Raw genomic sequence first — 11969 nt, 5'->3', positions numbered from 1 at the left:
CCTGCAGTTCCCGCGCCCCGGCCGCCTGCAGCGCCTGGGCCTCGCCCGTCCAGGGCGACTCGACGGGGCTCACCGGGCACCGCCGGCGGGGAGCTCGCTCATGAGGGTCACCAGGTCGTAGGCGACGTGGCTCGCAGCCACGGCGGTCATCTCGGCGTGGTCGTAGGCGGGGGCGACCTCGACGACGTCGGCGCCGACGAGGTTGAGGCCGCGCAGCCCGCGCAGGATCTCGAGGAGCTCGCGGCTCGTGATCCCGCCGGCCTCGGGGGTGCCGGTGCCGGGGGCGTGGGCCGGGTCCAGGACGTCGATGTCCACGGAGACGTAGAGCGGGCGGGCGCCGATGCGCTCGCGCAGCTTGGCGACGACCTCGCGCACACCCTGGTAGTAGACGTCCGAGGAGGTCACGATCCCGAATCCGAAGCGGCGGTCGTCCTCGAGATCGCGCTTGCCGTACAGCGGGCCGCGGGTGCCGACGTGGGAGATCGCCTCGGTGTCGAGGATGCCCTCCTCGACCGCGCGGCGGAACGGGGTGCCGTGCGTGTACTCGGCGCCGAAGTAGGTGTCCCACGTGTCGAGGTGGGCGTCGAAGTGCAGGAGCGCCACGGGCTCCCCCGCCCGCTCGGACGCGGCCCGCAGGAGCGGGAGGGCGATCGTGTGGTCGCCGCCGAGCGTGAGGAGGCGCGCGCCGTCGGCCGTCAGGTCCAGCGCGTCCTGCTGGATCGATTCGATCGCCTCGTGGATGTTGAACGGGTTCACCGCCATGTCGCCGGCGTCGGCCACCTGGGCGTTGGCGAACGGCGAGGCGTCCAGCGCCGGGTTGTACGGGCGCAGCAGGCGGCTCGCCTCGCGGACATGGTTGGCGCCGAAGCGGGCTCCCGGGCGGTAGGAGACGCCGGCGTCGAACGGCACGCCCACGACGGCGACGTCCGCGCGGGCCACCTGGTCGAGGCGGGGCAGGCGGGCGAACGTCGCCGCTCCGGCGAAGCGGGGGACGCGGGACGAATCGATGGGACCGAGGTTGCCGTTCTCCTCGATGCGCAGCTCTTCCAAGGCAGGCCTTCCATAGTGGGGGAACCGTGGCCCCACCCTACCGCACAAGTTGTCTCATATGCACCCGATGTTTACGGATCCGCCCCGAGCAGGGGCCTCCCGCGGCGCGCCCCGGGCCGCCCCGGGCGTTTCTTAGATTCGTCTTAGACGCCCGGGGGAAGGATCGGGCCATGACAGGGAACCGGCAGACCCTCCCGGAGCGCCGCCGCGCGTCGCGCGGACCCGGGCGGCACCTCGCGGTGGCGGCCGCCATGATCGTGCTGATGGCGGCCTGCTTCTACGCGGTGCGCACCCTCTCGCTGTTCATCTCCCCCATGCTCTTCCTCGCGGCGGTCTTCCTCGAGGTGGTCTTCGCGGCAGTCTTCGTGTTCGCGATCGTCCGCGCGCTCGCCGCACCCTCGGCCGTGATGCGCTCCCTCGCCGCGTCGGCGTGGTCGGGGCTGCGCACCAACGAGTACGTGGTGCGGGCCCTCAGCTCCGAGGCGCGGCCCCTGCCGTGGCTGCGGGACAGGTTCCGGCCGGACCGGGCGTCGGGCCTGTGGCTCACGGCGACCGCAGTGATCGCGGCCGTGCCGCTCGCCGAGTTCCTGGCACTGGCGGTCACCGTCGCGACCCACGGGCCGCTCACGCAGGTCGACGCGCGGATCGCCCACCTCATGCCGGCCGTCCGCACGCCGGGCGAGACTGCCGTGTTCACCGTCGCCACCGCGCTCGGGAGCTTCCAGTCGGTCCTCGTGATGACGGTCTTCGCCGTGGCCATCCTGTGGTGGCGGCGCGAGCGGCTCCTCGCGGCGGCCGTGGTGGCCACCGTGGCGGCGCAGGAGCTCCTGTTCACCCTCGCGAAGGACATCGGCGGCCGGCCGCGCCCGGACGCGGCGCTCGCGCTCGTGACCGAGACCTCGCCGAGCTTCCCGAGCGGGCACGCGGTGCGGGCCACGGTCGTGTTCGGGATCATCGCCTACCTCGTGTTCAGGTCCCTCCGCTCGGTCTGGGGGCGGACCCTCACGGTCGCCGCCTACCTCCTCGCGGTGCTGCTCGTGACCATGAGCCGGGTGTACCTCGGGGTGCACTACGTCTCCGATGTCTGGGGCGGGATGCTCCTGGGAGCGGCCCTGCTCGCCGCCGCCGTCGGTGCCCTCGAGATCGCAGCCCGCTTCCCCCTCCGGAGGGTCCGGCGCCGCCCGGGCATCCCGGGCCGGGCCGTCGCCGTGGCCCCGGCGGCCGCCCTCGCCTTCGCCATCGGGCTGGGGCCGGCCCTCGTCCACCCGCAGGAGCACACGGTGCGCGAGCCCACCCAGGCGCTCCCGTCCCTGGATGCCGCGGCGTTCTCCCGGCTGCCGCTCTACAGCGAGACGCTCACGGGGGGCCGCATGGAGCCGGCCAGCTTCGTCTTCGTCGGCTCCGAGGAGCAGGTGGCACGGGCCTTCGCCCGGGCGGGGTGGCAGCAGGCGGACCCCTCGACCCTCGCGAACACACTGCGGGCCTTCGCCGTCGGGTTCCAGGGGGGCCAGTACGCCTCGGCCCCCGTCACGCCGGCGTTCATGGACGCCCAGCCCGAGACCGTTGCGTTCCAGAAGGCCACGGCCGCGAACTCCCTGCGGCAGCGCCACCATATCCGCTTCTGGCGGACCGGGTTCACCGCGCCGGACGGCCGGGACGTGTGGGAGGCGACGGCCAGCTTCGACGACGGCATCGAGCTCGCCGGCTCCGCGAAGCTGCCCACCCACCACATCGATCCCCAGGTCGACGCCGAGCGGGCCTACATCACCGGTTCCCTCGGGCTGCCCGGCACCCTCTTCCAGCGCACCGACCCGCAGATGGGGCACAACGCGAGCGGCGACGAGTTCTTCACCGACGGCAAGGCCGAACTCGTGGTCCTGCCCGCCGGCGCCGCGGGGTAGGCGCCAGAACACAGCGCCAGCACACCGCGCTAGTACACGGTCAGGCTCATCAGGACGGCCTTCAGCCGCTGCCCGTCCTCCGAGCCGAGCCAGCCGAGCGCCTCGGCCGCGTCGCCGAAGGTCATGAGGTCTGCGCTCGCATCGGCGCCGACCGAGTACCCCGCGGCGATCTGGACGGTGCTGTCGAAAGGGCCGCCGTGCCGCTGGCCCGGGCCGTCCAGTGGCCGCCCCGGGGAGAGAGTCATCGAGTAGGTGACGGCGGGGCGCCCTGCCCGGTCCAGGGCCCCCGCCTCGGTCTCCGCGTAGAAGGCGTAGTAGCCGGGGTGCACGGCCGCCGAGCCGAGTCCGGGCACGGGCTCGGCGTCGAGGACGGCGCGCGTGACCTCCGTGCCCACATCCTGGGGGGCCCAGTTGACGAAGACGTCGAGGAGTCGGCGGCCGCCGCCGTCGAGCACGGTCGCCGTCTCCCGCACCTCGCCCCCCGGGCCGATCGGGCGGACCTCGGCCGCCACGGACCAGTCGGAGGGGTACCGGAAGGAGAGCGGGTGGGAGGTGAAGCGGTGGATCGCCGGCGCCGCCTCCGAGGTCGCCCTGCTTGGCGACGCCCCGCTCGGTGACGCCGACGACGGCGCGGGGCCGGCCGCCGTCGTCCGCGGCGCGGCGAGGGGCGGCCCGGCGGAGCACCCGACGAGGACGCCGGCGGCGAGCAGCGCCACGACGGTGTGGGCCGCGGCAGGCCACCGGCGCCCCCGAAGAGGTGCGGAGTGCATCGAGTCATCCCCCTGAGCGCGATGGATGCCGAGCGCTCGAGGCCCACTGTTCCATCCGCGCCACCGTTTGGCCAGAGGCCGGAGACGCCGTTGCCGAAGCGATACACACACGGCCTCACGTCGCCCGGATGCTCAGCAGCACATCCCGCACCGCGCGGCCCACGGCCGAGGAATACCAGGCGCGGGCAGCCTCGTCGGAGGCGAAGGGCACCGGAGAGTCCCACACGGCCGCTGCCGCCAGGATGCCGTCCCGGGTCCGGATCAGGCCCACCGGTGCGCTCCCGGGCGCGTTCTCGCCGGGGATGACCGCCCCTGCAGTGAGCTCGAGCGCGAACTGGGCGTCCCGGTCGGCCCCGACGCGGTAGAACGAGGCGTGCCCCGGGGCCCCCGGCAGCCCGGCGAGCCCGGGGACGGCAACCGACTCGAAGACCATGCGCGGGCCGGCGTGGCCCACGACGTCGCCGATCGCGGCGATGGACACGGTGGCCATCTTCCGGCCGCCCGCGTCCTCGAGGGTCGCCGTCGCCGTGGGCACGGATGCGGAGGCGGCATGGAACAGCTCGACCGTCCAGCCGCGGGGGTAGTCGAAGGACACCGCCCCGCCGGGGAGCGTGTAGGTCGCCAGCGCCGCCGGGCGTGCCGCGGTGCTGGTGCTGTTGCTGATGCCGGCCGACGGCGGCAGCCGGCTCGGGGAGGCGGCGGCGCTCGGCGCCGCGCCCGTCTGGGACGGGGCCGGCGGGGCCGTCGTTGCCATGCTGGCGCAGCCGGACAGGGCGAGGGAGAGGGCGGCGGCCGAGAGGGCAGCGGAGCTGCGCGCGGCAAGCCGGCGCGGGCGGACGGTGGCGGGCATGGCGGTGTACCTCGGGGGCGGTGGGTGCGGCGGACGGTATGGATCAGGGGTGCGGATGACGGGTGCGGGAGTGCGCCCGCACAGCCCACCGTGGCACCGCCGGGGTCCGGGCAACAGGGCCTTGTCGATAAATCCATTCATTTGAAATATTCCCGTGACCCGGCGACACTTCCGGGCGGCCGCCGTGAGGAAACTGTGACCCGCGGCCGCCAGCGCGCCGCCATGCCGCCCGCCCCTCCGCCTCTCCCCCCTCCCGCCGCTTGTCTGCCATTTCGGGTACGCATCTCGTCGCCCTCTGGCCGTTTCGGGTACGCATCTCGTCGCCCTCTGGCCGTTTCGGGTACGCAGCTCGCCGCCTTCTGGCCCTTTCGGGTACAGGGCTCTCCCGGGGTCCTGGTGCCGCGCACGGCGCTGGCCCCGCCGGCGGCGCCTGGCGACCGGAGGGCGTCGTCCGCTTGCTGGCGTGGGGCGCTGCTGCGACCGGCAGCGTGTACCCAAAACGGGAGAAACGCGACGAGATGCGTACCCGAAAAGGAGGGGGTCGGGCCAGATTCTGGCCTGACGGGGCGGGCAGGCCCGGGTCAGCGGGAGGCGGCGGGCACGAGGACCCAGAGGAGCCGCGCCGGCTCGTCGGAGGGGTTGACCCAGGTGTGCGGCTCGCGCCCGGGGAAGGTCAGGGTGTCCCCGGCGGCCAGGGAGTAGCGCTCGTTGGCCATGATCAGGTCGATCCGGCCGCGCACCACGTGGAGCACGTCCACGTCGCAGTCCACGGCATACAGCTCCGACTCGCCGGCGCCGCGGGGCTCGATGTCCGCCTGGAGAACCTGCACGCGCCGCTCGGAGCGGGCCGTGAGCAGCCTCTCGACGATGCCTTCCCCGCCGAGCGAGATCCGCGGAGCCTCGGCGGCCCGCGTCAGGTGGGTCTCCGGCTGGGCGAAGAGGTCGCCGATCGAGAGCGAGAGGACTTGGCACAGCGTCACGAGCGACGCGACCGACGGCGAGGTCAGGTCCCGTTCTACGCGCGAGAGGAAGCCCTTGGTCAGGCCGGTCGCGTCGGCCACCTGCTCGATGGTCATGCGCTGGGACTGCCGGGCCGCGCGGATGCGGGAGCCTATGGCCACGGGGGCGTTGCTCGGCTCGACGGGCAGTGCTTTCATCGGCTCTCTCTCCTGCGCGGCAGGCCCCCGCGGCGGTGGCGGGGCTGCATTCCGGTACCCCAGCATAGAGCAACTTCTGTTGCCCGCTGGGCACCTCCGCCGCGGGGTGACGCGCACGACGGCGCCGCCGCCCCTCGCGCACGACGGCACCGCCCGGCGTCGTTCTCGCCACCAGATTGCGGTGCGCCGAACTCCCGGATGCCGGGCCACCGGCCGAAAATCCGGGCCCGAAGGGTCTACAGTGGCGGGGGCAACGGGGCCACGAGCATCCGTCCACGCAGGAGTACCCATGCACACCACCACCCCCCAGGAGCCCGGCCACCGCCCGGAGCCCACCCCGGCCGATGTCCGCCGCTGGCGCCAGTACCTGGCCGACGAGAAGGCCGAGGCGGCGATCTACCGCTCGCTCGCCAGCCGGCGCATGGGCGAGGAGCGCGACATCCTCCTCGGCCTGGCCGAGGCCGAGCGCCGGCACGAGGCGCACTGGCTGGCCCTGCTCGGCGACAAGGTGGGCAGGCCGCGTCCGGCCTCGCTCCGCAGCCAGTTCCTGGGCTTCCTCGCCCGGCACTTCGGCAGCGTGTTCGTCCTCGCGATGGCCCAGCGCGCCGAGGGCCGCTCCCCCTACGCCACCGACCCCTCGGCGACGCCCGCCATGGCGGCGGACGAGCGCATCCACGAAGAGGTGGTCCGCGGCCTCGCGGTCCGCGGCCGCACGCGCCTGTCCGGCATGTTCCGCGCCGCGGTGTTCGGCGCCAACGACGGCCTCGTCAGCAACCTCTCCCTCGTGGCGGGCATGGCCGCGTCCGGGGTCGCGAGCCACGTGGTGCTGCTCTCCGGCGTGGCCGGCCTGCTCGCGGGCGCGCTGTCGATGGGCGCCGGCGAGTTCATCTCCGTGCGATCCCAGCGCGAGCTCCTCTCCGCGTCGAGGCCCACCCAGGTCACGCTCGCGGCCGCGCCGGACCTCGATCTGACCGCCAACGAGCTCGTCCTCGTCTACAAGGCGCGCGGCATGAGCCAGGAGGCTGCCGAGCACCGCGCCGCCGAGCGCCTCGGCTACTACGCGTGCGACTGCGATCCGAGCCTGTCCCTGCATCCCGAGGCAGAGACCGCCGAGGACGAGCACGAGGCCATCGGCTCCGCCTGGGGCGCGGCGGGCGCGAGCTTCTGCTTCTTCGCCTCCGGCGCCGTCGTGCCGATCCTGCCGTTCCTGTTCGGCATGGTGGGGATCCCGGCCCTCGTGGTGGCGGGCGCCCTCGTGGGCCTCGCGCTCCTGGGCACGGGCGCCGTGGTGGGCCTGCTCGCCGGTGCCTCCCCGCTCACCCGCGCCCTCCGCCAGCTCGCGATCGGCTTCGGCGCCGCCGCGGTGACGTACGTCCTCGGGTTCCTCTTCGGGGTCGGCATCGGCTAGCGGCTCGCGTGACCGCTCACCACAGGGACATGACCCCTCAACGCCTGCACGGGTTGAGGGGTCATGTCCCTAGCCTGAGCGGTCATGTCCCTACGCGATCGCCCGAGGGCCGCCCCGGGGATGCGACCGTGCGGGCAGCGCCGAGGACGGCGTCGACCCTGCGGGGCCGGCGCAGCCCGGGCGGGACGGCGGCGACCACCGCGTTGTGCGGCGTCGGGTCCGCCACGGGCACGAGCACCACGCCGCTGGCGCGGAACAGCTCCTCGACTCCCTCCCAGACGTTGGTCACCGAGTAGCCGAGTCCGCTCGCGACGATCGCGCGGATCGTCTCCGAGACGACGCTGCGCCACCGCACCCGCGGTGCCACCCCCGCGGACTCGAACATGGCCAGGACCCGCTCAGCGCTCGGGGGGACATCGAAGAGGACCGCGTCGTACTCGGCGAGGTCGGCGAACCGCAGCGACGCACGCCCCGCGAGCGGGTGGCCCTCGGCCAGCTGGAAGTGCGGGCGCGACTCGGCGAGGGTCACGAAGTCCACGCCGGGCACCGCCTGCAGCGAGTAGACGACCGCGGCGTCGAGCTCGCCCTCGGCGACCGCGCGCTGGAGCTCCTCTGCGGCGCCCTCGACGAACTCCACCTCGATCTCCGGCCACCGGCGTGCGGTCTCGGCCAGGAGCCTCGGCACGAGGCGCGGACTGATCGCGATCATGCACCCGAGCCGTACCCGGCCCCGCAGTTCCTCCCACCCGGCCCGCACGGTCGCGGGGATCTCGGAGGCCTCGTCGAGCACCCGGCGCGCGCGCAGGCCGAGCGCGGTCCCCGCCTCCGTGGGCACGAGCCGCTTGGACCGGGCCCGCACGAACAGGTCCACGCCGAGGGCGCGCTCGAGCTGGCCGATCGCCATCGAGGCCGCGGCCTGGGAGATGCTGCTGCGCCGGGCCGCCTCGGTGACGGAGCCGGCGTCGAGCACCGCCACGAAGTACTCGAGCTGACGGAGGGTGAATTCGGAGGACATAAGCAATCCTGATCGTTCTGTGCGGATTGATTGATTATACAAAAGCTGTGGCGCTGGCCACACTGGATTCCAGACCCAGTCGTCCAGCCCACAGGAGTTCCGTCCATGGCCCCGAGCCTCGCCCCCCGCATCATCACCCTCGGCACCGCGGGCGGCCCGCGCTGGTGGGCGGCCGCCGACTCCGGCGAGCGCACCGGCATCGCCACCGCCGTGGTGGTCGGGGACGCGTTCTACCTCGTCGACGCCGGCCAGGGCGCCGGCCGCCGGCTCGCGCAGTCCGGGCTCGACCTCGCCGGGATGCGGGCCCTGTTCATCACCCATCTGCACTCCGACCACGTCTACGACCTCGCCGGGATCGGCATCTTCGGCCTCTACGCCCTCCAGCACCGCGCTGGGACGGACCCCGTGCGCATCATCGGCCCCGGCAACCGCGGCGAGCTGCCCCCGGTGTCCCCGCGCGCCGTCGTGCCTCCGGCCCCGCTCGCCCCGCACAACCCGACCCCCGGGACGCGGGAGATGTTCGAGGCGCTCATGGCCGCGCACGCGACGGACCTGAACGACCGCATCCTCGACTCGCTCAAGCCCAGCCCGCTCGAGGTGTTCCGCGCCGAGGACATCGAGATCCCGGACGGCATCGGCTACCACCCGAACACCAACGCGACCCCCGAGATGGCCCCGTTCGAGGTCTACCGCGACGAGCTCGTGGCCGTCACCGCGATCCTCGTCGAGCACCCGCCGATCGCACCGGCGTTCGCGTTCCGCTTCGACACCGCCGAGGGCTCCGTGACGATCTCCGGGGACACGTGCTTCACCCCCAACCTCATCACCCTCGCGCAGGGCACGGACCTGCTCCTGCACGAGGCCATCGACTTCGACTGGGTCGAGTCCCTCTACGGGGACCGGACCGACGAGGCCTCCCGCGCCGCCAGGGACCACCACTACAAGTCCCACACGAGCGTGCGCGAGGCGGCCAAGGCCGCCGAGGGCGCCGGCGCCGCGGCCCTCGCCCTGCACCACCTCGTCCCCGGCCACGCGCCCGAGAGCGTGTGGACCGAGGCAGCCGAGCACTTCTCCGGCCGCTTCGTGCTCCCGAAGGACCTCGACGTCGTCCCCTTCGGCCGTCAGCGCTGACGCCGCCCGCAGCCCATCATTGGAATGAGGATTCCCCTGTGACCACTGAAAGCACCACGATGGCCTCCCAGACCGCCGCGCCCGTCGGGACGCTCAACACCAAGGACATGCGCCGCATCCTGGCCTCGTCCTTCATCGGCAGTGCCATCGAGTACTACGACTTCATGCTCTACGCGACCGCCGCCTCGCTCGTGTTCGACAAGGTGTTCTTCGCGAACCTCGGCCCCGGCTTCGCGCTGTTCGCCTCCTTCGTGACGCTCGCGGTCGGCTACGTGGCGCGCCCGCTCGGCGGCCTGGTCTTCGGCCACTTCGGTGACCTCGTGGGCCGCAAGAAGGTGCTCGTGCTCTCGATGGTGGTCATGGGCGCGGGCACGGTGGCCATCGGCCTGCTGCCCCCGACCGCCCAGGTCGGCATGGCCGCCCCCATCACGCTCGTGGTGCTGCGCCTCATCCAGGGCGTCGCGGTGGGCGGCGAATGGGGCGGCGCCGCGCTGATGGCGATCGAGCACGCGCCGCAGAAGCACCGCGGCTTCGCCGCCTCCTTCGCCAACGCGGGGGGCCCGGCCGGCGCGATCCTGGGCACGCTGGGCCTCTCCCTCTTCGCCGCCCTCTCCGGCAGCCAGTTCCTCGTCTGGGGCTGGCGGGTGCCGTTCCTGCTCTCCGCCGTCCTGATCGGCGTGGGCCTCGTGATCCGCCTCAAGGTCTCGGAGACTCCCGCCTTCCAGCGTCTCGAGGCCGCCAGCGAGAAGCGCCGGGTGCCGATCGTGGAGGTGCTCCGCCACTCCAAGCGCGCCGTCCTGCTCGGCCTCGCCGCTACCACCGCCTTCTACGTCTGCCAGGCCATGACCACGGTGTGGGGCGTCTCCGTGGCGGTCGAGTCGGGCGCCGACAAGAACGGCGTGCTCAACATCAAGGCCGCCGCGGCGGTGCTGACCCTCGTGATGTGCTTCGTCTCGGCGCGCCTCTCCGACCGCATCGGACGACGCCGCGTGCTCGCCTTCGGCGCGCTGCTCGGCATCGTCGCGGCCTACCCGACGGTGCTGCTGATGACCAACGGCACCCTCTGGGGCTTCGCCCTCGCCATCGTGATCGGCAACGGCCTCGTCCAGGGCGTCCTCTACGGCCCCATCGCCGCGTACGTCGCCGAGCAGTTCCCCACCCGGCACCGCTACACGGGCGCCTCGCTGGCCTACCACAGCGCCTCGATGCTCGGTGCCGGCTTCACGCCCATGGTCATCACGGGCCTGATCCTCGCCGCGGGCGGCGCCCTGTGGCCGGTCGCAGTGTTCTGGGTCGCGATCCTGCTCATCGCATTCGTGGCCGTGCTGTCCACCCCGGAGGGGACCCGGCGCGAGCTCGACTGACCCCTCAACCTAGGGACATGACCCCACAACCTAGGGACATGACCCCTCAACCGGTCTACCGGGTGACGGGTCATGTCCCTGCGCTGAGGGGTCATGTCCCTGCGCCCGGCGGTGGTCAGCGCAGGACCGCGACCGCCTCCTCGACCGAGTCGACCAGGTGCACGCGCGCGGCCATGCCGCGGCCACGGGCCAGGCTCTCGAGCAGCGGCCACGCGGGCAGCTCCTCGGTCCAGTGCCGCACCCCGACGAGGACCATCGGGGTAATCGTCCCGTCCGCGCCGTAGTAGTTCTCGCACGCGTCCTGGAAGACCTCCTGCACGGTCCCCGCCGCGCCGGGGAGGAAGACCACCCCGCCGGTGCACTTCTCCAGGAGCACGGCCTCGCGGACGGAGTTCGCGAAGTACTTGGCGATGTGGGTCGCGAACATGTTCGGCGGCTCGTGGCCGTAGAACCACGTGGGCACCCCGAGGTTCTCGGCACCCCCGGGGAAACCGCCGAGGACGCCGAGGGCCGCCCGCGCCCACGCGCTCACGGACGGACGGAACAGGGGCACGACGGCGATCTGCCGCAGCGCCGCGTCCAGCGCGCCCTCCGGGAAGGCCGAGAGGTAGGCGCCCAGGTTCGCGGCCTCCATCGCGCCGGGCCCTCCCCCGGTGGCGACCACGAGCCCCGCCGCGGCGAGCCCGCGCCCCAGGCGGGCGGCGTCGTCGTACGTCCGGCTTCCTCGCGGGGCGACGTGGCCGCCCATGACGCCCACGATCCGGCGCCCCGCGAACTCGCCCTCGAGGGCGTCCTGGAGGGCATCGCCGATGTGGTGGTCGTGGAGGGCGGCCGAGATGGCGGACTCGACGCCGGCCCTCCCCTGCCGCTTGGTCCACGCGTAGATGAGGGCGTCCGGGGTCTGCTCGTAGGGCAGGGCGGTGACCCCCTCGTACAGCTCGGGCCCGGTGTAGAGGGTGGGCCGGTAGGGGTCGAACGGCACGCCGGGCAGGATCGGGAACACGAGGGCTCCGCGGGTGCGCAGCGACTGCTCCATCCCGTCCTGGAGGCGGCACCCCAGGAACATCGCCCCCGAGGGGTCCAGACGCTTGAGGACGTCCGAGCGCCCCGTGAGGTCCACGGACTGGACGTGCCACCCGGCGAGCGCCGTCGCACCGGCCGCCACGAGCGCGTCGAAGCGCTCAAGCGACTCGACCTCGAGCGTCCGGGGCATCGGGCCCAGCGCAGGCGTGGCGTTCATGGGGCCAGACTATCCACCCGCGGTGTTCAGGCCCCGGCCCTCTCCGCGTTGCCTACCGTTAAGTACGGGCCACCACGATGTCG

At 73.3% G+C, this 11969-nt stretch carries 10 protein-coding genes; 4 read left to right on the top strand and 6 right to left on the bottom strand.

Annotated elements, in window-relative coordinates; genetic code table 11:
* Positions 1–69: 69 nt before the first annotated feature.
* The gene (speB, locus tag J2W20_RS11115) at positions 70–1050 is read right to left on the bottom strand and encodes an agmatinase (RefSeq protein ID WP_307006666.1); all 981 of its coding nucleotides are present in this window, start codon (positions 1048–1050) and stop codon (positions 70–72) included.
* A gap of 170 nt (positions 1051–1220) precedes the next feature.
* Here speB and J2W20_RS11110 point away from each other — a divergent pair, with 170 nt between their 5' ends.
* Complete coding sequence (locus J2W20_RS11110) at positions 1221–2951, top strand: LssY C-terminal domain-containing protein (RefSeq protein ID WP_307006664.1); 1731 nt, start codon at positions 1221–1223, stop codon at positions 2949–2951.
* Between the two features lie 29 nt (positions 2952–2980).
* On the opposite strand, the gene J2W20_RS11105 is transcribed toward J2W20_RS11110, so the two are convergent.
* The 3 genes from J2W20_RS11105 to J2W20_RS11095 all read right to left on the bottom strand — a co-directional run bounded on the left by J2W20_RS11105 (position 2981) and on the right by J2W20_RS11095 (position 5728).
* Positions 2981–3721, bottom strand: coding sequence for a hypothetical protein (locus J2W20_RS11105; protein ID WP_307006663.1), 741 nt, complete (start codon positions 3719–3721; stop codon positions 2981–2983).
* Positions 3722–3836: 115 nt separating this feature from the next.
* Complete coding sequence (locus J2W20_RS11100) at positions 3837–4571, bottom strand: hypothetical protein (protein ID WP_307006662.1); 735 nt, start codon at positions 4569–4571, stop codon at positions 3837–3839.
* A 581-nt stretch (positions 4572–5152) separates the two neighbouring features.
* Entirely contained in the window at positions 5153–5728 is a 576-nt protein-coding gene (locus J2W20_RS11095; protein WP_307006661.1) for a cupin domain-containing protein, read from the bottom strand.
* A gap of 289 nt (positions 5729–6017) precedes the next feature.
* Here J2W20_RS11095 and J2W20_RS11090 point away from each other — a divergent pair, with 289 nt between their 5' ends.
* Entirely contained in the window at positions 6018–7136 is a 1119-nt protein-coding gene (locus J2W20_RS11090) for a VIT1/CCC1 transporter family protein (protein ID WP_307006660.1), read from the top strand.
* An 82-nt stretch (positions 7137–7218) separates the two neighbouring features.
* Here the strand turns inward: J2W20_RS11090 and J2W20_RS11085 are convergent, their stop codons facing one another.
* On the bottom strand, positions 7219–8151 hold the full coding sequence (locus tag J2W20_RS11085) for a LysR family transcriptional regulator (RefSeq protein ID WP_307006659.1): 933 nt from the start codon (positions 8149–8151) through the stop codon (positions 7219–7221).
* A 105-nt stretch (positions 8152–8256) separates the two neighbouring features.
* Here J2W20_RS11085 and J2W20_RS11080 point away from each other — a divergent pair, with 105 nt between their 5' ends.
* Together J2W20_RS11080 and J2W20_RS11075 are read left to right on the top strand one after the other, a co-directional pair.
* The gene (locus J2W20_RS11080) at positions 8257–9282 is read left to right on the top strand and encodes an MBL fold metallo-hydrolase (protein ID WP_307006658.1); all 1026 of its coding nucleotides are present in this window, start codon (positions 8257–8259) and stop codon (positions 9280–9282) included.
* A 38-nt stretch (positions 9283–9320) separates the two neighbouring features.
* Positions 9321–10646: an MFS transporter gene (locus J2W20_RS11075; RefSeq protein WP_307006657.1), complete on the top strand. Its 1326-nt coding sequence runs from the start codon at positions 9321–9323 to the stop codon at positions 10644–10646.
* Positions 10647–10761: 115 nt separating this feature from the next.
* Here J2W20_RS11075 and J2W20_RS11070 read toward each other — a convergent pair whose 3' ends face one another.
* The gene (locus J2W20_RS11070) at positions 10762–11886 is read right to left on the bottom strand and encodes an LOG family protein (protein WP_307006656.1); all 1125 of its coding nucleotides are present in this window, start codon (positions 11884–11886) and stop codon (positions 10762–10764) included.
* Positions 11887–11969: the final 83 nt, after the last annotated feature.

The organism is Sinomonas atrocyanea (assembly GCF_030812675.1).
GTDB classification, from domain to species: domain Bacteria; phylum Actinomycetota; class Actinomycetes; order Actinomycetales; family Micrococcaceae; genus Sinomonas; species Sinomonas atrocyanea_B.
The sequence above is the reverse complement of the archived record's forward strand: the minus strand, read 5'-3'. Positions and strand labels throughout refer to the sequence as shown.